This is a genomic window from Streptomyces nogalater (genome assembly GCF_039532885.1).
GTDB classification, from domain to species: Bacteria; Actinomycetota; Actinomycetes; order Streptomycetales; family Streptomycetaceae; genus Streptomyces; species Streptomyces nogalater.
Map to the genome: position 1 here is coordinate 49,773 of NZ_BAAASM010000050.1, position 20,058 is coordinate 69,830.

The following is a 20,058-nucleotide window of genomic DNA, read 5'->3' on the forward strand; positions in this document are numbered from 1 at the left end:
CGCCGTACGGGCCTGCTGCCGCCCGTACTTCCTCTTCCCGCAAGGCCTGTACTTCCCTCATGTTCGACATCGCCGTCTTCGGCTCTCTGTTCCTGACCCTTTTTGTCATCATGGATCCCCCTGGGATCACCCCGATCTTCCTCGCCCTGACCGCCGGACGGCCGGCCAAGGTGCAGAAGCGGATGGCCTTCCAGGCCGTCTGCGTGGCGGGCGGGGTCATCGCCGTCTTCGGCGTCCTGGGTCACCAGATCCTGAACTACCTGCACGTCTCCGTGCCCGCGCTGATGATCGCGGGTGGCCTGCTGCTCCTGCTGATCGCGCTGGACCTGCTCACCGGCAAGACCGACGAGCCGAAGCAGACCAAGGACGTCAACGTGGCCCTGGTGCCGCTGGGCATGCCGCTGCTGGCGGGGCCCGGCGCGATCGTGTCCGTGATCCTCGCCGTGCAGAAGGCCCACAGCGTGACCACGCAGATCTCGGTGTGGTCCGCGATCCTGGCGATCCATGTCGTGCTGTGGCTGGTGATGCGCTACTCGCTGCTGATCATCCGGGTCATCAAGGACGGCGGCGTCGTCCTGGTGACGCGGCTCGCGGGCATGATGCTCTCCGCGATCGCCGTCCAGCAGATCATCAACGGTGTCACTCAGGTGATCCGGGGGAGCTGACCCTGGTCGGCTCGGCTCCCCCGGAAAGCTTGAGTGGCAGACGCCCGCGCGCGGGCTACGAGGCCTGGGTCTCGGCCGGGCGGATCCACAGGCGCTGCCCGATGGCGGCGGCCTGCTGAACGATCCGGTTGACGGAGGCGGCGTCCACGACGGTACTGTCCACGGCGGTGCCGTCGACCTCGTCGAGTCGCATGATTTCGAAGCGCATGGGCTTCTCCCTTCGTCTGGTCATCCTCCTGCGGAGAACTACTGGTGTGACTACCGGTGCTCCCGGTGTCGGTACCTAGTCAACGCTCCGTTTGTTACAAACATTCCCTACGCTAAAGAAATTTTTCGAACGGCTAATAACTGACCGGTAAGTGGCGTGGAACGGACCGACCGGGACCGGTTGTGTTCGCACTGTGACCACCGGGACAATGAAGGCGATGAACGACGACCTGGCCGCCGCCCTCGGGGCCCGCATCGACCGCACGAGCGAGCTGCTGGAACGCATGCTCGCCGAGGTGGCGAAGACCCCCTCGACCCACGCGATCTTCGTGGACGCCGGCTATCTGTACGCCGCCGCAGGCCGGCTGGTCGCCGGAACCGAGGACCGCCGCGCCTTCGACCTGGACGCCGAGGGCCTGATCGACGCGTTGATCGACCGCGCCCGCGTGATCTTCGCGGACAGCCGGCTGCTGCGCGTCTACTGGTACGACGGCGCCCGGCGCCGCATCCACACCGCCGAACAGCAGGTCATCGCCGAGCTGCCCGACGTCAAGGTCCGCCTCGGCAACCTCAACGCCAACAACCAGCAAAAGGGCGTCGACTCGCTGATCCGCACGGACCTGGAGTCACTGGCGAGGCACCGCGCGATCAGCGACGCGGCCCTCCTCGGCGGCGACGAGGACCTGGTCTCGGCGGTCGAGGCCGCCCAGGGCTACGGCGCCCGCGTCCACCTCTGGGGCATCGAGGCACCCGAGGGCCGCAACCAGGCCGAACCGCTGCTCTGGGAGGTCGACAGCCAGCGCACCTTCGACCTCGACTTCTTCAAGCCGTACGTCTCCCGGCGTACGGCCGCCGCGTACGACGCCACCGGCACCGCCCGCCCCACCCGCGACGACGTCCGCTTCGTCGGCGCCCGGATCGCCGCCAAGTGGCTCGCCTCCCGGGGCCGGGAAGCCCTCGTGGAGCTGTTCCCCGGCCACCCCTACCTGCCCGGTTCCGTCGACCAGGACCTGCTGGTCGAGGCCGAGGAACTGCTCCAGTACTCCCTGCGCGGCCAGGCGGAGCTGCGCCGCGCGCTCAGGGACGGGTTCTGGGACCACCTGCGCACGCAGTACTAGCTAGGCCGGGTTCCCCAGGGCACCGGCGCTGTCGTCCCAGAAGTCGGCGAGCGCCCGCGCCGTCTCCAGGGGCCGGTCGGTGTTGGGGGAGTGCTCGGCGCCCTTGACGACCGTGCGCCGGGCTCCGAGCCGTACGGCCATGTCGTCCAGGAGCGGCAGCGGCCAGGTGTCGTCCCGCGCGCCCGACAGCACATGGAACGGCAGCGGCACGGCCGCCAGTTCGGCGACCCGGTCCGGCTCCCTGCACAACTGGCGCCCGGTGGCGAGCAGTTGGGCGGGCTTGGTGCCCAGCCAGCGGCGCCGCAGATCGGTCCGGTCGGCCAGTTTGGCGTCGAGCGCCGGCGTCTCGGTCTCCTCCGGCGGCTCCATCGCCTGGAGCGCCTCCCACACCTCCGCCATGCTCAGTACCGCCAGCGCGTCCCGGAGCAGTTTCACACGCTGCTGCTGGGGCGTCGAGATCTGCGCCGGGCCCGAGGCCATCAGGGTGAGCGACAGGAAGGGCGAGCGGTCGAGCAGCACGGCTGCGCGCGCGATCTGGCCGCCGAGGGAGTGGCCCAGCAGATGCACCGGGCCGCCGATCGCCTCCGCCTGCGCGAGGACGTCCCGCGCCAGTTCGCCCTGCGCGTAGGCCGACTCGTCCGTCACCGGGCCGTCCGACTCGAACTGGCCCCGCCCGTCGACGGCGACGGTCCGGTAGCCGCGCTCACCGAGCGGCACGTGCAGCGGATTGAAGTCCTCCTTGCTCCCGGTGAACCCCGGCAGCAGCAGTGCGACCCCCCTGGGCTCCACACCGGCGGCCACCGGCGCGTCGACCACGGCGAACTCCCCGCGCGCCGTCCGAAGGGCGTAGGCGCGGGCACCGGGGGGCGGGACAAAGGTGGAGGGCCTGCTCATGGGGAGAGGCTATCGGGGGGAGAGGCGCTCGGGAGGGGGCGGGGAGGGGGTGATGGGTGGCCTCGGATGCTGGGGTGCTGGGGTGCGGGGGGAGCGGGGTGTGTGTGGTGTATGGGGTGTGGGGGCTCCGGCTCGGGCGGAGACGCCGATGGCCGGGTCCACTGTCGTGAACCCGGCCATCGGACCGGAACTGATGCCCTGCCGTCGCCGCGCGTGCGGCGCCGGCTCAGGCCTCGGGCGCCTCCGCGGCGGCCGTGGCCTTGCGGGTCCGGCGCGGCTTGGGCGTCGTCGTACCGGCGCCGCTCTCACCGGCCGTCTCGGCAGCGGACTCCGCCGCCTTCCGGGTCCGGCGCCGCGGCTTGACCTCCGGCTCCTCGGTGGACTGCGCCGGAATCTCCGGAGCAGCCCCCTCGGCGGCCGTGGTCTTACGGGCCCGCCGCGCCTTCGGAGCGGCGACCGCTTCCCCGTCACCGGCGGCTTCGGCGGCGGCAGCCGTCTTGCGCGTCCGGCGCGGCTTGGCCTCGGCCTCGGCCTCGGGGGCCTCGGGCGTGGCTGCGGCGGTCTTCCGGGTCCGGCGCGGCTTGGCCTCCGCCTCGGCCCCGGCGGTCTCCGGCGCGGTCGCGGCGGTCTTGCGGGTGCGCTTGGGCTTGGCCTCCGCCTCGGCCTCGGGGGCTTCGGCGGCGGCAGCCGTCTTGCGCGTACGGCGCGGCTTGGCCTCGGCCTCGGCCTCGGGGGCCTCCACGGCAGCCGCGGTCTTGCGCGTACGGCGCGGCTTGGCCTCGGCTTCGGCCTCGGGGGCCTCCACGGCGGCAGCCGTCTTGCGCGTACGGCGCGGCTTGGCCTCGGCCTCGGCGGCTTCCGGCGCGGTCGCGGCGGTCTTGCGGGTGCGCTTGGGCTTGGCCTCCGCCTCGGCGGCCTCCGGTGCCGTGGCAGCGGCCTTCCGCGTCCGGCGCGGCTTGGCCTCCGCCTCGGCCTCGGGGGCCTCCACGGCAGCCGCGGTCTTGCGGGTGCGGCGCGGCTTGGCCTCCGTGCCCTCGGCGGTGTCCGCGGGGGCTTCGGCGGCGGCAGCCGTCTTGCGCGTACGGCGCGGCTTGGCCTCGGCCTCGGGGGCCTCCACGGCGGCAGCCGTCTTGCGGGTGCGGCGCGGCTTGGCCTCGGCCTCCGCCTCGGCGGCTTCCGGTGCCGCGGCAGCCGTCTTCCGCGTCCGGCGCGGCTTGGGCTCCTTCGCGGCGTCGGCCGTGTCCACGGCCGCTTCCGCCTCGGGGGCCGGCTCGGCCGTCTTCCGCGTACGGCGGCGCGGCTTGGCCTCCGTCGCCGGCGCGGCCTCGGGCGCGGACTCCGCCACCGGGGTGGCCGTCACCGCAGGCTCGGTCACTCGCTCGGGCGCGGGCTCCGTCACCGGGGCCGTAGCCTCCGGGGCCTCCGTCGTCGCCGAAGCCTCACTCGTCACCGGCTCGGTCGCCGACGACTTGCGCGTGCGGCGGCGGCGCGGCTTCTCCGGCGCCTCCTCCACGGCGGCGGGAGCCTCCACCAGGGCCACCGGCTCGACGGCGGGCGCCGTCTCGGTCGCCGTGGCGGCCGCAGCGGCCGTCACCGGCTGCGGGGCCGCTCCGCCGCGCGTACGGCGCCGGCGGCGCGGGGTACGGGTGGCGGCCTGGGCCTCCTCCGTCCCGGCGGCCTCGGTGGCCGGCGCGGTCACGGCGGGGGCCGCGTCCACCGGCGCTCCGCCGCGCGTACGGCGGCGCCGGCGCGGCGTACGGGCCGGACGCTCACGCTCGGCCGACGCCGAGCGGTCGGACGACTGGGCCCGGTCGCTCCGGTCGCTCCGGTCGTCCCGGCCACCGCGGCCACGGCCGCGCGCGCCCCGGCCGCCGGTCTCGCCCAGGTCCTCCAGCTCCTCCGCGTCCAGACCGGCACGGGTCCGCTCGGAGCGCGGCAGGATGCCCTTGGTGCCCTCGGGGATGCCCAGGTCGGTGAAGAGGTGCGGAGAACTGGAGTACGTCTCCACCGGGTCGTGGAAGTCCAGCTCCAGCGCCTTGTTGATCAGCTGCCAGCGCGGGATGTCGTCCCAGTCGACGAACGTGATCGCCGTACCCTTGGCGCCCGCCCGGCCGGTACGGCCGACGCGGTGCAGGTAGGTCTTCTCGTCCTCGGGGGACTGGTAGTTGATGACGTGGGTGACGCCCTCGACGTCGATGCCGCGCGCGGCGACGTCGGTGCAGACGAGGACGTCGACCTTGCCGTTGCGGAAGGCGCGCAGCGCCTGCTCGCGGGCGCCCTGGCCGAGGTCGCCGTGGACCGCGCCGGAGGCGAAACCGCGCCGCTGGAGCTGTTCGGCGATGTCGGCGGCCGTCCGCTTGGTACGGCAGAAGATCATCGCCAGGCCGCGGCCCTCGGCCTGCAGGATGCGGGCGACCATCTCCGGCTTGTCCATGTTGTGCGCGCGGTACACGAACTGCTTGATGTTCGCGACCGTGGCGCCCTCGTCGTCCGGCGCGGTGGCGCGGATGTGCGTGGGCCGGGACATGTAACGGCGCGCGAGGCCGATGACCGCGCCCGGCATGGTCGCCGAGAACAGCATGGTCTGGCGCTTGGCCGGCAGCATGTCGATGATCTTCTCGACGTCGGGCAGGAAGCCCAGGTCGAGCATCTCGTCGGCCTCGTCGAGGACCAGGCACTTGACGTGCTTCAGGTCCAGCTTCTTCTGGCCCGCGAGGTCCAGCAGCCGGCCCGGGGTGCCGACGATCACGTCGACGCCCTTCTTCAGGGCCTCGACCTGAGGTTCGTACGCCCGGCCGCCGTAGATCGCGAGCACGCGGACGTTGCGGGCCTTGCCCGCCGTCAGCAGGTCGTTGGTGACCTGGGTGCACAGCTCGCGCGTGGGGACCACGACGAGGGCCTGCGGGGCGTCGGTGAGGGCTTCGGGGGTGGCGCGCCCGGCCTCGACGTCGGCGGGGACGGTGACGCGCTCAAGGAGCGGAAGGCCGAAGCCCAGCGTCTTTCCGGTGCCGGTCTTGGCCTGGCCGATGACGTCCGTGCCGGACAGGGCTACGGGGAGCGTCATCTCCTGGATGGGGAAGGGGTTGATGATGCCGACGGCTTCCAGGGCCTCGGCGGTCTCGGGGAGGATCCCGAGTTCTCGAAACGTCGTAGTCAGGGTGCTGCCTCTTCTGTGTGCGCGGTGCGAGGCGAGCGCGGGGGTCATGTGCTGACCGTGCCGGGGGACGTCGGCCGCCGTACGGACGAACCACTCGGGCAAGCCGTAAGACACGGGACCTCTGCCGACGCTCTAGCGCTCGTACCACTGAGGGTCTCTCCCGTTGTCGTACGGTCTGAGCCGTACGGTCGTGGAGAGCTGTCGGGTCGGAGCCGATCGGGCCACCGACCGGGCATCCTCATGCGTGCGGCCTGTCGGGACACGTCGAACACCGTCGACGCACTCAGCAGGCGCATTACCACCATACCCCGGATCGACGCACATGCGATGGCCGATTCGGTCACGTAGTGGTGGTCACAGTGATCGGCCGGGGATCCGGGGTGATCGGCCGGGGACTTGAGCGTGCCGCCGAGCGGGCTATTGTGCGCCTCATGACTAGCTCTGACAAGCCTGAGAACGCGTCCGCCGAACCTTCCGGCCCCACCGGTGTCGCCGCCCAGGACTGGGCGCAGGCGTCCGCCGACCCGCAGTACCGCGCCGCCGTCGTGGACCTGCTCGGCGCGCTCGCCTACGGAGAGCTGGCGGCGTTCGAGCGGCTCGCGGAGGACGCCAAGCTGGCGCCCACCCTCGCGGACAAGGCGGAGCTGGCGAAGATGGCCTCGGCCGAGTTCCACCACTTCGAGCGGCTGCGGGACCGGCTGACCGGGATCGGCGAGGAGCCGACGGCCGCCATGGACCCGTTCGTGGCCGCGCTCGACGGCTTCCACCGGCAGACCGCGCCCTCGGACTGGCTGGAGGGACTGGTCAAGGCGTACGTCGGCGACTCGATCGCCAGCGACTTCTACCGGGAGGTCGCCGCACGCCTCGACTCCGACACGCGGGAGCTGGTGCTCGCCGTGCTGGACGACACCGGGCACGCCGGGTTCGCGGTGGAGAAGGTGCGGGCCGCCATCGACGCCGACCCGCGCGTCGGCGGTCGGCTGGCGCTGTGGGCGCGACGGCTGATGGGCGAGGCGCTGTCGCAGTCGCAGCGGGTGGTCGCCGAGCGGGACGCGCTGTCCACGATGCTCGTGGGGGGCGTGGCCGACGGTTTCGACCTCGCCGAGGTCGGCAGGATGTTCTCCCGGATCACCGAGGCGCACACCAAGCGGATGGCCGCGCTGGGCCTCGCGGCCTGAACTCGGGTACGGCCCCGGCCCGCGGTCCGGGCACCGGCCTTCCGGGTCCCTTGTGCCGGTGCTGATCGTCGGCTATGCCGGTGCCGATCGTCGGCGCAGGCGGCCCGCCGGGCGCAGCAGCAGGGACAGCGACGCCACCGAGATGACCGCGGCACCCAGCAGGCTGAGCAGAGCGGTGCCGGGTCCCAGGGCGGTCCGGGTGACGAAGTCGCCGAAGAGGGCTCCGGCCACGCCCGTCGAGAACACCAGGGGGCGGGCCGGCAGCCGGTGGGCGAGGCGGAGCGCCCCCGCCCAGGCGAGGATCAGACCGAGCACGGCGGAGCCGAGTGCTTCGAAGATCATGTCGGGGGTCCCTCCCACGGCCGGTCCGGCTCGACGGTTGTAGCCCGTCATACCCGTGACCTGCGGATTGCAATCCTTGGCTGTGGAGAAGTCGTGCTCCGTATGTGTGTACGGACGCGTGTACGCAGGTGTGTGCGAACCATGCGGAAGGGCCCGGCGGCACACGGCCGCCGGGCCCTTTCGACGACTTCGGCGCGGAGCGCGAAGCTTTCCGCTCAGAGCGCGCCGAAACCCACCTTGCGCACGGTCGGCTCGCCGATCTCCACGTACGCCAGCCGGTCCGTCGGCACCAGGACCTTGCGGCCCTTCTCGTCCTGGAGGCTGAGCAGCCCCGTCTTGCCGGCCAGCGCCTCGGCCACGATGCCCTCGACTTCCTCGACGCTCTGACCGCTCTCCAGAACGATCTCGCGGGGCGCGTGCTGCACGCCGATCTTGACCTCCACGGCTATGTCCCTCCGACGGTCAGTGATGTGCGCGATCAACCGCGCCGTACCCAGCACACATTAGCCCGGTGAGGGGATCCGCACGCCGCGGGAGGGAACGCCAGGAGCGAACACCGGGCGGGAACAAACCGGGGCCGCTCCCGGAACGGCCGACAGCGGCCCCGCAAGGCGCGTCCGTCAGTGGTGCTCGGTGCCGTGCAGCGGGAAGCCGGCGATGCCCCGCCAGGCCAGCGAGGCCAGCAGCTGCACCGCCTGATCGCGCGGGACGCTGCGGTCGCTGTGCAGCCAGGAGCGGGCGACCACCTGGGCGAGCCCGCCGAGGCCGGAGGCGAGCAGCATCGACTCCGCACGGGACAGGCCGGTGTCCTCCGCGATCACGTCGCAGATCGCCTCGGCGCACTCGTTGGTGACCTTGTCCACACGCTCGCGCACCGCGGGCTCGTTGGTCAGGTCGGACTCGAAGACCAGCCGGAAGGCCCCGCCGTCGTCCTCCACATAGGCGAAGTAGGCGTCCATCGTCGCCCGGACGCGCTGCTTGTTGTCGGTGGTCGACGCCAGCGCGCTGCGCACGGCCTGGATCAGCGACTCGCAGTGCTGGTCCAGCAGCGCGAGATAGAGGTCGAGCTTGCCGGGGAAGTGCTGGTAGAGCACCGGCTTGCTCACCCCGGCCCGCTCGGCGATGTCGTCCATCGCCGCCGCGTGGTACCCCTGCGCGACGAATACCTCCTGAGCGGCGCCCAACAGCTGGTTCCGCCGGGCTCGGCGCGGCAGACGGGTGCCGCGCGGGCGTGCCGCCTCAGTTTGCTCGATGGCTGTCACGCCGCCTCCCAAAGTCGTCCACATGCGGTCTCGGCCGCGCGGCCATCGTACTTTTCGGTAACAGTGGTGTGCGCGGTGCGAGCGCAGAATTTCACGTACCGGACGACGGCGAAAGCCGTGCGGCGTCCCGAGGCGGTCGGCCGGGGTCCCGCGAAGTCAGCGGTAGTCGTCCTCGTCGAGCGCGACGACGCGTGCCTGCTCCATGAGATCGGCCTCGTTCCCCCGCTCCGGGTCCAGACCCGTCAGGGGGTCGTCGCGATCCGGCGCGATGTCCGTGTGCTGCTCGGCGGCGTCCACCTCGGGCGCCTCGACGCCGAACTCCGTGGCCGCCGCGGCCTCCAGCTCCTCGATGTCCTCGATCGCGTCGGGCTCTGTGGGGTCATAGGCCATGGTGGGCTCCCTTCCTACGAACGTCCCTGGAGACAGCAGGGGCCACACGCGGGTGCCCTCTGTACGAGCCTAGGAGACTGCTGACCCGGACGCCATGCCATCAGGCCCGTCCGCTGTCCGGTTCTCCATCCGGTTACGTTTCACTCTGTGATGGCGAACACATGAATCCGGACGTGATCACCTCGTAACATTGCCGCATGTCTTCGACCGAGTCGCCGTCCGTGCCGGCCGCCAGTGTTCTTCCCCGAGTGGCGCCCGTCCGGGTCGGTGAGGGCGAGCGACTGCGGTCCGTGGGGCTGCCCGGTGTCACGCTGACGGTCCGTTCCCGGCAGCCCGCGCGCGAGGGCCTGCCGCCCGCGCTCTACGTCCACGGACTCGGCGGTTCCTCGCAGAACTGGTCGCCGCTGATGGCCGAGCTGGCCGACGTCGTGGACAGCGAGGCGGTGGACCTGCCGGGCTTCGGCGACTCCCCGCCCCCGGACGACGGCGACTACTCCGTCACCGGGCACGCGCGCGCGGTCATCCGCTATCTCGACGCGGCCGGCCGCGGCCCGGCCCACCTCTTCGGCAACTCGCTCGGCGGCGCGGTCGCCACGCGCGTGGCCGCCGTGCGCCCCGACCTCGTCCGCACGCTCACGCTCGTCTCGCCCGCCCTGCCGGAACTGCGCATCCAGCGCACGGCGGTGCCGACCGGGCTGCTCGGTGTGCCCGGGATCGCCGCCCTGTTCACCCGCCTCACCAAGGAGTGGACCCCCGAGCAGCGGGTGCGCGGGGTGATGGGGCTGTGCTACGGCGACCCCGGGAAGGTGACGCCGGAGGCGTTCCGGCAGGCCGTGGAGGAGCTGGAGCGGCGGCTGCGGCTGCCGTACTTCTGGGACGCGATGGCCCGTTCGGCGCGCGGCATCGTCAACGCGTACACGCTCGGCGGACAGCACGGGCTGTGGCGCCAGGCCGAACGGGTGCTGGCCCCCACCCTGCTGATCTACGGCGGCCGGGACCGGCTCGTCGGCTTCCGCATGGCCCGCAAGGCCGCCGGTGCCTTCCGCCACTCCCGGCTGGTGACCCTGCCGGACGCCGGGCACGTGGCGATGATGGAGTACCCCGACGTGGTCGCCGGGGCGTTCCGGGAACTGCTCGCGCAGCCGGCCGACGCCGGCGGCACCGCCCCGGACGCGAGGAGCTGAGGGCCAGGGTGGGACGCCACAGCCGCCGCGGACCGGCCCCCAGGACCGAGACGACGGACATAACACCGGAACGCACCGGCAGACACGGCAACCGCGCCGACGGCCGGCAGCACACGATGCCCGGGGCACCGGTCGGCGACTCGCCCGGGCCGGGCACTCCTGGGCTGCCCGACGGCACTCCGGCCGTACGGAGGCTCGCGGAGGGAGCCGCCCGGGTCCAGGGCGCGCCTGGGCCGTCCGGCGACGGCTCCGCGCAGGGCCTGCCGGGGGTTTCCGGCGCTGCCTGGGCACCCGACGGACCCCGGCGGCCCGACGGCGCTCCCGCGCGGGGCACGTCCGGAGCCCCTGTCGGCGCCACCGCGCACGGCGCGCCCGGGTCCCCTGCCGGTACCCCTGCGCACGGCACGTCCGGGGGCCATTCCGGTGGTCCCGCGCATGGCGCGCCCGGGTTCTCCGACGGTGCGCCCGCGTACGGCATGGCGGACGGCCACGGTGCCGCTCCCGCGCATGGCACGGCCGATGGCCACGATGCCGCTTCCGCGCACGGCGCGCACGGCGCGTCCGGGGCTGTCGACGGCACTCGCGCGCGCGGTGTGCCGAGTCGTCCCGAGGGTGGTACCGAAGGTGGTTCCGCGCGGGGCGGGCACCCTGAGCAGCGGGAAGCCGGGGGCGGCTGGGGCGAGTTCGGCGGTAAGGCCGGGGCCGGTGGGCCCGGTGTGGTGCTGCCGCGGCAGCGGCAGGCGGGGTCGGCCGGTGCGCGGCGCGGCTCCGGGCCGGGTCCCCGTCAGGAGTACCTCGAAGCCTTCGACGGCGCCGGCGCCGTCGAAGGACCGGGCACCGGTCCGCGCGGTGCCGGGCCCCGGAGCCCCGGCGGCTCCGGTACCGGCACCGGCCCCGCCCCTCGTACGACCGGGCAGCCGGCCGAGCCGCCGCAGGCGTCCGGCACCGGTGTGCCCGCGCCGCGTGGCGGTGGCAAGGGGCGGGCCTTCACCGGCATCGCGGCGGCCGCCGTCACCACCGTGCTCGCGGTGATGGTCGCCGGCCAGGTGACCAAGGCGCGGGACGACGGCGACGTACGGTCGCGGTCCGCCACCGGCCACGCGCACGACACCCGGACCACCGGCGAGTCGGCGCCGTCCGCCGTGCCGAGCGCGGCGCCCCTGACGTACGACCAGAAGATGAGCCGTACGTATCCGCTCGGCGCGACGCTGAGCGGGTCCGGAAAGTTCGACGCCGTGCCCGGCTTCGACAAGGCGCCCGGTACCGGGCAGAAGTACCGCTACCGCGTCGATGTCGAGCAGGGGCTGGGGCTGGACGGCGCCCTGTTCGCCGAGGCCGTGCAGAAGACACTCAACGACCCGCGCAGCTGGGCCCACGGCGGTGCGCGCACCTTCGAGCGCGTCTCCTCCGGCTCGCCCGACTTCGTGATCACGCTGGCCAGCCCCGGCACCACCGCCAAGTGGTGCGCCAAGTCGGGTCTGGACACGACCGAGGACAACGTTTCCTGCGACTCGGCCGCGACCGAACGCGTCATGATCAATGCGTATCGGTGGGCTCAAGGAAGCCCGACGTACGGTGAACGGATCCATGCGTACCGGCAGATGTTGATCAACCATGAGGTCGGTCATCGGCTCGGCCACGGACACGTCACCTGCGAGAAGAACGGCGAACTGGCGCCGGTGATGCAGCAGCAGACCAAGTTCCTGGACCACGACGGGATCCACTGCCGGGCCAACCCCTGGCCGTATCCGGGGAGTTGACAGGCGCTGCTCATGTCACATTGACATAAGCCCGTATGGTCACTCATATTTCTGCGCATGTGGTCTAGTCATGCCGCCCCCGCGAGCGCCGCCATCGAGCTGGCGCTCTTCGGCGTGACCGCACTCTGCGTGGCCGACATCCACTGTCGCTGACGCCGCCTCCCCGGCGTTAGCGTCGCGACTGTTCACCCCTTTTCTCCGTGACCGTGTCACGGATTTTCCGACGACCCGACGCCGGGACCGACGTCTGTCCGCAGTCGTCTCACTCCTCGTCTACATGTCTCACCTGTCGAGAAACCTCGACTCGCCCGTCGAGCGACACGTTGATCAACCATCGATAACCCTCGATCAACCCTCGATCCACTCGACTCGTTCCGACTCGTCATCCCGAGAGGTCGTCATTCCGATGCGTCAACCCTCCGTCAGAGCGCGCCGCCTGGCAGCGGCATCCGTCAGCCTGGTCGTGGCAGCGGGCGTCGCCGCCTGCGGCCCGGAGGACAGCGATGCCAAGGGCTCCGGTGGCGACTCCACGCCCCGCAAGGGCGGCACGCTCACGATCCTGAACTCCCAGCCGCAGAGCGACTTCGACCCCGCGCGCCTGTACACCTCCGGCGGCGGAAACGTCCCCTCGCTGGTCTTCCGCACCCTCACCACGCGCAACCGCGAGAACGGCGAGGCCGGCGCCGAGGTCGTACCGGACCTCGCCACCGACACGGGCCGCCCCAACAAGGACGCGACCGTGTGGACGTACACCTTGAAGAAGGGCCTCAAGTACGAGGACGGCACGCCGATCACCTCGGCCGACATCAAGTACGGCATCGAGCGCTCCTTCGCCCCCGAACTCTCCGGCGGCGCCCCCTATCTGCGGGACTGGCTGGCCGGTGCCGCCGACTACCAGGGGCCGTACAAGGACAAGAAGGGCCTGTCGGCGATCGAGACGCCGGACGAGCGGACCATCGTCTTCCATCTGAACAAGCCCGAGGGCGAGTTCCCGTACCTCGCCACCCAGACGCAGTTCACCCCGGTGCCCAAGGACAAGGACACCGGCACCAAGTACGAGTCGCACCCGGTCTCCTCCGGCCCGTACAAGGTCGTCAAGAACGAGAACGACGGCGAGCACCTCGTTCTGGAGCGCAACCCGAACTGGTCGCCGGCGACCGACGCCGAGCGCAAGGCGTACCCGGACACCGTCGACGTGCGCTCCGGGCTCGACTCCTCGGTGATCAACCAGCGGCTGTCCGCGTCCCAGGGAGCGGACGCGGCAGCCGTCACCACGGACACCAACCTCGGCCCCGCCGAACTCGCCAAGGTGAGCGGTGACAAGGAGCTGGCCGCCCGCGTGGGCACCGGTCGCTTCGGTTACACCAACTACCTCGCGTTCAATCCGAAGGTGAAGCCGTTCGACAACCCCAAGGTGCGCCAGGCGATCGCCCACGCCATCGACCGCTCCTCCGTGGTCAACGCGGCCGGCGGCAGCGCCCTCGCGGAGCCCGCCACCACCTTCCTGCCGAACCAGAAGTCCTTCGGCTACACGCCGTACGACCCGTTCCCGGCCGGCGCCTCCGGCGATCCGGCGAAGGCCAGGGAGCTGCTGGCGCAGGCCGGTCACAAGAACGGGCTCACCATCACGCTGACCCACTCCAACAGCAAGGACTTCGAGACCAGCCCGGAGATCGCCACCGCCGTCCAGGACGCGCTCAAGAAAGCCGGCATCACGGTCAGGCTCCAGGGCCTGGAGGACAACGACTACAAGGACAAGATCCACAATGTGAAGTCCGAGCCGGGTCTCTTCCTCGCCCACTGGGGCGCGGACTGGCCGTCCGGCGGTCCTTTCCTCGCCCCCATCTTCGACGGCCGGCAGGTCGTCAACGATGGAGCGAACTTCAACACGGGCCTGCTCAACGACAAGTCGGTCAATGACGAGATTGACGCGATCAACAAGTTGACCGACCTTGACGCCGCCGCCCGGCGCTGGGGTGCACTGGACAAGAAGATCGGCGAGAAGGCCCTCGTCGTGCCGCTGTTCCACCCGGTCTACAAGCGTCTGTACGGCAAGGACGTCAAGAACATCGTCATCAGCGACTGGACCGGTGTCCTGGACGTCTCCCAGGTCGCGGTGAAGTAGCGCCGTGAGCGAGGCACTTGTCGCCGTCGGGACCGCCGGGACGGACACCACCGTCCCGGCGGTCTCGGGGGCCCGCCAGTTCTGGCGCCGGCTGCGGGCGCAGCGCGCCGCTCTCGTCGCCGCCGTCGTGGTCGCCCTGCTCGTCCTGGTCGCGCTCGCCGCGCCGCTGCTCACCGCCCTGGAGGGCCAGGACCCCACCACCTACCACCCCGACCTGATCGACTCCGCCCGCGGAGGCGTGCCCATCGGCTCCTTCGGCGGCGCGAGCGCCGACCACTGGCTGGGTGTCGAACCGCAGACCGGACGGGACATGTTCGCCCGGCTGGTCTACGGCGCGCGGGTCTCCCTGGGCGTGGCGCTGGGCGCCATGGTGGTCCAGGTCCTCCTCGGTGTCGCGATGGGCGTGGCCGCCGGGCTGGGCAACCGCTGGGTCGACCTGGTCCTGAGCCGGATCACCGACATCTTCGTGTCGATGCCGCTGATGATCATGGCGCTGGCCCTGCTGGCCGTCGTACCCGACGGCTTCCCCCGGCCGGTCCTGGTCGCGCTGATCCTCGCCCTGGTCGCCGGATGGTCCACGATGGCGAAGATGGTGCGCGCGCAGACGCTCGCCCTGAAGAGCCTCGACTACGTCTCCGCCTCCCGGCTCAGCGGATGGAGCAGCCGGCGGACCGCCGTACGCGAACTCCTCCCGGGCCTCGCCGCGCCGGTCATCACCTACGCCGCGCTGCTGGTCCCGGGGAACATCAGCGCCGAGGCGGCCCTGTCCTTCCTCGGCGTCGGCGTCAAGCCGCCCACCCCGTCCTGGGGCCAGATGCTCACCAGCGCCGACGTCTGGTACGAGGCGGCCCCGCAGTACCTGCTGCTGCCCGCCCTCGCCCTGTTCGTGACCGTGTTCGCGATGACCGTCCTCGGCGACGGCGTCCGCGTCGCCCTCGACCCGCGCGCCGCCTCCCGGCTGCGCGTCGGCACCGGCCGCAAACGGGAGGCCCGCGCCGAGACGGCCGTACCCGTACCGGCCACCGCGCCGCGGTCCGTGCCGGAGAAGGAGGAGGGGGCGTGAACGGCTTCCCCGGTTTCGTCCTGCGCCGGCTCGCCGGCGCCGTGGTCACCCTGTTCGTGCTCTCGGTGATCATCTACGTGGTCTTCTACGTCACCCCCGGCAACGTCGCCCAGATCACCTGCGGCCCGCGCTGCTCCCCGGCCCAGGTCCACCAGGTGGCCCTGCAACTCCACCTCGACGACCCGCTGTACGTGCGCTACTGGCACTTCCTCCAAGGTGTCTTCGCAGGCCAGGACTACTCCACGGGCACCTCCGTGGAGCACTGCGCGGCGCCCTGCCTGGGCCAGTCGTACCAGACCGGCCGGGAGGTCACCGACATCGTCCTGGCCAAGCTGCCGGTGAGCTTCTCGCTGGTGTCCGGCGCGATGGTGATCTGGCTGCTGCTCGGCGTCGGCACGGGCGTGCTGTCCGCCTGGCGGCGCGGCCGGCTCTCCGAGCGCGTGCTGACCGCGGTCACCCTCGCGGGCGTCGCCACCCCCGTCTTCGTCATCGGGCTGGTCCTGATGATCGTCGTCTGCGGCGAGCTGCGGCTGCTGCCCTTCCCGCAGTACGTGGACTTCACCGACGATCCCGAACAGTGGGCGTGGAACCTGCTGCTGCCCTGGCTGTCCCTCGCCCTCATCGAGGCGGCCGGCTTCGCCCGGCTGACCCGGGCGACGATGCTGGAGACGCTGGCCGAGGACCACATCCGCACCTTCCGCGCCTACGGCGTCGGCGAACGCGCGGTGATCGCCCGGCACGCGCTGCGCGGCGCGGCGGCCTCCGTCATCGCGCTCAACGCGGTCACCGTCGGCTCGGCCATCGGCGGCGCCGTCCTGACCGAGACCCTGTTCGGCCTGCCCGGCATCGGCCAGGAACTGGTACGCGCGGTCAAGGTCGTCGATCTGCCGGTGGTCGTCGGCATGGTCCTGGTGACCGGCTTCTTCGTGGTCCTCGCCAACGCCGTCGCGGACATCCTGTACGCGATGGCCGACCGACGGGTGGTGCTCGCATGAGCCTGGTGGAAGTGACGGACCTGACCGTCGAGTTCGGGGCCCTGCGCGCCGTCGACGGGCTCTCCTTCAGCCTGGCGGAGGGCGCCGCCCTCGCCCTGGTCGGTGAGTCCGGCTCCGGCAAGTCCACGGTCGCGGGCGCCCTGCTGGGCCTGCACCGGGGCACCGGCGCCCGCGTCGGCGGCTCGGTCCGGGTGGCCGGCACCGACGTCCAGGCGGCCGGTGACGAGGAGCTGCGCCGGCTGCGCGGCGCCAAGGCGGCCATGGTCTTCCAGGACCCGCTGTCCTCACTCGACCCGTACTACGCGATCGGCGACCAGATCGCCGAGGTGTACCGCGTCCACGCGCGCGTCACGCGCCGCGCCGCACGCGCGCGTGCCGTCGACGTACTGGACCGGGTCGGGATTCCGGACGCGGCACGGCGGGCCCGCTTTCGGCCGCACGAGTTCAGCGGCGGCATGCGCCAGCGCGCCCTCATCGCCATGGCCCTGGCCGGCGAGCCGGACCTGCTGATCGCCGACGAGCCGACGACCGCCCTCGACGTCACCGTCCAGGCCCAGATCCTCGATCTGCTGCACGCCCTGCGCGCGGAGACCGGGATGGGCCTGCTGCTCGTCACCCACGACGTCGGCGTGGCCGCCGAGAGCGTGGACGACATCCTCGTCATGCGGCACGGCAGAGCCGTCGAGCGCGGCCCGGTCGGCGCCGTCCTCGCCGCGCCCGCGGAGCCGTACACCTGCGAACTGCTCGACGCCGTCCCGCGCGTGGACGCCCGCCGGACCGGTTCCCCGGCCACCGGCGAGGTCGTGCTGGAGGCCACCGGGGTGCGGCGCGAGTTCGGGCGCGGCAGGCGGGTGTTCGCGGCCGTGGACGACGTCTCGGTGACCGTCCGGCGCGGGGAGACCCTCGGCGTGGTCGGCGAGAGCGGCAGCGGCAAGACGACGCTCGGCCGCATGCTGGTCGGGCTGCTGGAGCCGACCGCCGGCGAGATCCGCTACGAGGGGCGCCGGCACACCGGGGTGAACCCGGCCGTCCAGATGGTCTTCCAGGACCCCGCCTCCTCCCTCAACCCCCGCCGGAGCGTCGGCGAGTCCATCGCCGACCCGCTCCGCGCCCGGGGCGAACGCGACGAGGAGCGCATCCGCGGGCGGGTGTCGGAGCTGCTGGAGCGCGTGGGGCTCGAACGGGCGCACTACGACCGCTACCCGCACGAGTTCAGCGGCGGTCAGCGCCAGCGCGTCGGCATCGCGCGGGCGCTCGCCGCCGAGCCGCGCGCCCTCGTCTGCGACGAGCCGGTCTCCGCGCTCGACGTCACCACCCAGGCCCAGGTGGTCGCCCTGCTGGGCGAACTCCAGCGGGAACTCGGCCTGGCGCTGGTCTTCATCGCACACGACCTCGCCGTGGTCCGCCAGGTCAGCGACCGGGTCGCGGTGATGCGGCGCGGCCGGCTCGTCGAGTACGGGCCCGCCGACGAGGTCTACGACAGCCCGCGCGAGCCGTACACCAGGCAGCTCCTGGCCGCCGTACCCGCGCTGGACCCGGAACTGGCGGCCCGGCGGCGCGCCGCCCGGCACGAACCGGCGGCGGCCTAGGACCCGCCGTCATACCCCTGCCCGCCCCGGACGCCGTAACGTCTCGCGCTCGCGCGTTCACCGTGTGACGTATTAGCGCGGGCGAACGCGACCCGCACGCGAAAGTTACGACCGTTCACCCCTTTTGGTGGTGCGACGGACAACCGTCCGTCGCACCCCCGCCTCGTCCCCTTACGTTCATCCCGCTGCGAGCCGCCGGCCCGACGGCGGCTCCCGAGACGGGAGACCGGGGGTGCACACGTGCGCATGGGGCTGCTTACCGAGGGTGGCTATCCGTATGTGAGCGGTGACGCCGGGCTCTGGTGCGACCGGCTGGTGCGCGGGCTTGAGCAGCACGAGTTCGACGTCTACGCGCTCGGCCACGGCCCGCGCCAGGAGGCCGGGAACCGCCGTGTCCCACTGCCGCCACAGGTCCGCCGGGTGCGTACGGCGCCGCCGTGGACGGCCGAGGAGCCCGCCTACGGCCGGCGCGCCCGCCGACGCTTCGCCGAGTGCTACGAGGAACTGGCCGGGGCGGTGTGCGCGGGCGCCGGGACCGCCGGGAACGTGCCCGGGACGGAGGCGCCGGTCGCGGCCGGAAACCTGGCGGACCGTTTCGGCAGTGCGCTGTACGGGCTCGCCGAACTCGCCCGCGACAAGGGCGGACTGGGCGGCGCCCTGCGCTCGGACATCGCCGTACGCGCCCTGGAGCGAGCCTGCCGCGCCCCCCGGGCGCTGTGCACGGCGCATGAGGCGCGGGTATCCGACCTGCTCACCATCGCCGCCCACCTCGAACGCGCCCTGCGCCCTCTCTCGCTCGACTGGTACGACGACGACGCCCTCGGCGCGGCCGACCTCTGCCACGCCACCACGGGCGGCCCGCCCGCCCTCTGCGGGCTGCTCGCCCGGCACTTCCACGGTGTGCCGCTGCTCGTCACCGAGTACGTCGTGCACCTGCGCACGCACTACCTGACGTCCGGCCCGCACACCGCCGCCCCCGCCGTACGCGCCGTGCTCGCCGCCTTCCACGGCCGGCTCACGGCCGAGGTGTACCGCGCGGCCGCACTCCTCACCGCGGGCGACGCGCACGCGCGCCGCTGGCAGGAACGGTGCGGTGCCGACCGGGCCCGGATCCGCACGGTGTACCCCGGCACGGCGCCCGAACCGTACGCGGAGGCCGGCGAGTCGACGCCGTGGACCGACCCGGACACGCTGGTCTGGGCCGGTCCGGTGCACCCGGCCAAGGACCTGGAGACCCTGCTGCACGCCTTCGCCGAGGTCCGCCGGGAGGAGCCCAAGACACGCCTGCGCGTCGTGGGGGCGCCGTCCGGCACCGAGGGCGCGGCCTATCTCGGTCACTGCCGGGAACTGGCCGCGCGGCTGTTCCCCGGCGGGACGGAGGGCGACCGTCCGGTCTCCTTCGAGGAGACGGGGGCGCCGGACGCGTACGCCGCCGGAGCGGTCGTCGTCCACTCCGGCGGGGCGGACGGTTTCCCGGCCGGCCTGGTGGAGGCCATGCTCAGCGGCCGGGCCACGGTGTCGGCGGACGTGGGCGCGGTCGCGGAGGTCATCGGCGGCACGGGACTGGTCGTACCGCCGTACGACCCCAGGGCACTCGCGGAGGCGTGCGTGGTGCTGCTGCGCGACCCCGAGCGCCGTGCGCGCCTGGGTGCCGCCGCGCGCGCCAGGGCGCTCGAACTGTTCACCGCGGAGCGGAACATCGCGGCGTTTCACGGCATCTACCTGGAGATCGTCTCGCGCTGCCCGGTCCGCCGGGCCGCTCCGGACGAGCCCCGTCCCTTCGCGGCCCCCGCCGAGTCCCTCGGCGCGGGCCACTGGACCGGTCCCGCGGACCGCGTTCTGCCCCGCGGTGTCCCCGCCTGGGCGGCGGACACCACCCGGCCGTCGGTGGAGGAGGCACGATGAGACACCCGGAGCGCCGGACGCCCGGCAGCGCAGCGGATTCGGGCCGGACCGCAGAGCCCACCGCCGAGCCCCGGGAGGGGCGCGGCGAGCCGGGCGGGCCGGCCGCCGGAACGGTGGACGACCCCGGCGACGGCGCCCTGGCCCGGAGAGACCCGGCCGGTTCGGACCACCCGGCGATGCCGAGCGGCGCGGACCCGTGGGACGCCCGGTCGGGGCAGTGGGTG

At 72.7% G+C, this 20,058-nt stretch carries 18 protein-coding genes; 11 read left to right on the forward strand and 7 right to left on the reverse strand.

Annotated features, from left to right (window positions below):
* Positions 1–59: 59 nt before the first annotated feature.
* Positions 60–665 (forward strand): MarC family protein, encoded by a 606-nt coding sequence (locus ABD350_RS28790; protein WP_189997359.1) that lies wholly within the window; start codon positions 60–62, stop codon positions 663–665.
* Positions 666–720: 55 nt separating this feature from the next.
* Here the strand turns inward: ABD350_RS28790 and ABD350_RS28795 are convergent, their stop codons facing one another.
* Positions 721–873, reverse strand: coding sequence for a hypothetical protein (locus ABD350_RS28795; protein ID WP_167345759.1), 153 nt, complete (start codon positions 871–873; stop codon positions 721–723).
* A gap of 208 nt (positions 874–1,081) precedes the next feature.
* On the opposite strand from ABD350_RS28795, the gene ABD350_RS28800 reads away from it, so the two are divergent.
* On the forward strand, positions 1,082–1,990 hold the full coding sequence (locus tag ABD350_RS28800; protein ID WP_344351631.1) for an NYN domain-containing protein: 909 nt from the start codon (positions 1,082–1,084) through the stop codon (positions 1,988–1,990).
* Here ABD350_RS28800 and ABD350_RS28805 read toward each other — a convergent pair whose 3' ends face one another.
* Positions 1,991–2,884 carry an alpha/beta fold hydrolase gene (locus ABD350_RS28805; protein ID WP_344351574.1) on the reverse strand — a complete coding sequence of 298 codons (894 nt, stop codon included), beginning with the start codon at positions 2,882–2,884 and terminating at the stop codon, positions 1,991–1,993. It lies immediately after the preceding gene.
* 226 nt (positions 2,885–3,110) lie between these two features.
* Positions 3,111–5,948, reverse strand: coding sequence for a DEAD/DEAH box helicase (locus ABD350_RS28810; protein ID WP_344351633.1), 2,838 nt, complete (start codon positions 5,946–5,948; stop codon positions 3,111–3,113).
* Positions 5,949–6,472: 524 nt separating this feature from the next.
* Between ABD350_RS28810 and ABD350_RS28815 the strand changes: the two genes are divergently transcribed.
* Complete coding sequence (locus ABD350_RS28815) at positions 6,473–7,219, forward strand: ferritin-like fold-containing protein (RefSeq protein WP_344351575.1); 747 nt, start codon at positions 6,473–6,475, stop codon at positions 7,217–7,219.
* A gap of 72 nt (positions 7,220–7,291) precedes the next feature.
* Here ABD350_RS28815 and ABD350_RS28820 read toward each other — a convergent pair whose 3' ends face one another.
* The 4 genes from ABD350_RS28820 to ABD350_RS28835 all read right to left on the reverse strand — a co-directional run bounded on the left by ABD350_RS28820 (position 7,292) and on the right by ABD350_RS28835 (position 9,213).
* Positions 7,292–7,561 (reverse strand): hypothetical protein, encoded by a 270-nt coding sequence (locus tag ABD350_RS28820; protein ID WP_344351577.1) that lies wholly within the window; start codon positions 7,559–7,561, stop codon positions 7,292–7,294.
* A gap of 215 nt (positions 7,562–7,776) precedes the next feature.
* The gene (locus tag ABD350_RS28825; RefSeq protein ID WP_030614747.1) at positions 7,777–8,004 is read right to left on the reverse strand and encodes a DUF3107 domain-containing protein; all 228 of its coding nucleotides are present in this window, start codon (positions 8,002–8,004) and stop codon (positions 7,777–7,779) included.
* A gap of 177 nt (positions 8,005–8,181) precedes the next feature.
* The gene (locus ABD350_RS28830) at positions 8,182–8,823 is read right to left on the reverse strand and encodes a TetR/AcrR family transcriptional regulator (RefSeq protein WP_344351579.1); all 642 of its coding nucleotides are present in this window, start codon (positions 8,821–8,823) and stop codon (positions 8,182–8,184) included.
* Positions 8,824–8,979: 156 nt separating this feature from the next.
* On the reverse strand, positions 8,980–9,213 hold the full coding sequence (locus tag ABD350_RS28835) for a hypothetical protein (RefSeq protein ID WP_344351581.1): 234 nt from the start codon (positions 9,211–9,213) through the stop codon (positions 8,980–8,982).
* A 197-nt stretch (positions 9,214–9,410) separates the two neighbouring features.
* On the opposite strand from ABD350_RS28835, the gene ABD350_RS28840 reads away from it, so the two are divergent.
* The 8 genes from ABD350_RS28840 (at position 9,411) to ABD350_RS28875 (ending at position 19,834) form a co-directional block, all read left to right on the forward strand.
* Complete coding sequence (locus ABD350_RS28840) at positions 9,411–10,397, forward strand: alpha/beta fold hydrolase (RefSeq protein WP_344351583.1); 987 nt, start codon at positions 9,411–9,413, stop codon at positions 10,395–10,397.
* A 716-nt stretch (positions 10,398–11,113) separates the two neighbouring features.
* Positions 11,114–12,157: a DUF3152 domain-containing protein gene (locus ABD350_RS38060; RefSeq protein WP_382466881.1), complete on the forward strand. Its 1,044-nt coding sequence runs from the start codon at positions 11,114–11,116 to the stop codon at positions 12,155–12,157.
* Between the two features lie 57 nt (positions 12,158–12,214).
* The gene (locus tag ABD350_RS28850) at positions 12,215–12,310 is read left to right on the forward strand and encodes an Ms4533A family Cys-rich leader peptide (protein WP_344351586.1); all 96 of its coding nucleotides are present in this window, start codon (positions 12,215–12,217) and stop codon (positions 12,308–12,310) included.
* A gap of 253 nt (positions 12,311–12,563) precedes the next feature.
* Complete coding sequence (locus tag ABD350_RS28855) at positions 12,564–14,282, forward strand: ABC transporter substrate-binding protein (RefSeq protein WP_344351587.1); 1,719 nt, start codon at positions 12,564–12,566, stop codon at positions 14,280–14,282.
* Positions 14,283–14,286: 4 nt separating this feature from the next.
* Positions 14,287–15,345, forward strand: coding sequence for an ABC transporter permease (locus ABD350_RS28860; RefSeq protein ID WP_344351588.1), 1,059 nt, complete (start codon positions 14,287–14,289; stop codon positions 15,343–15,345).
* Positions 15,342–16,340, forward strand: a complete 999-nt coding sequence (locus tag ABD350_RS28865) for an ABC transporter permease (protein ID WP_344351590.1) — start codon at positions 15,342–15,344, stop codon at positions 16,338–16,340. Before ABD350_RS28860 ends, ABD350_RS28865 begins: the two co-directional genes overlap by 4 nt.
* Positions 16,337–17,929 (forward strand): dipeptide ABC transporter ATP-binding protein, encoded by a 1,593-nt coding sequence (locus ABD350_RS28870; RefSeq protein ID WP_344351591.1) that lies wholly within the window; start codon positions 16,337–16,339, stop codon positions 17,927–17,929. Before ABD350_RS28865 ends, ABD350_RS28870 begins: the two co-directional genes overlap by 4 nt.
* Positions 17,930–18,175: 246 nt before the next feature.
* A complete protein-coding gene (locus ABD350_RS28875; RefSeq protein WP_344351592.1) occupies positions 18,176–19,834 on the forward strand; it encodes a DUF3492 domain-containing protein in 1,659 nt (552 codons plus the stop codon).
* Positions 19,835–20,058: the final 224 nt, after the last annotated feature.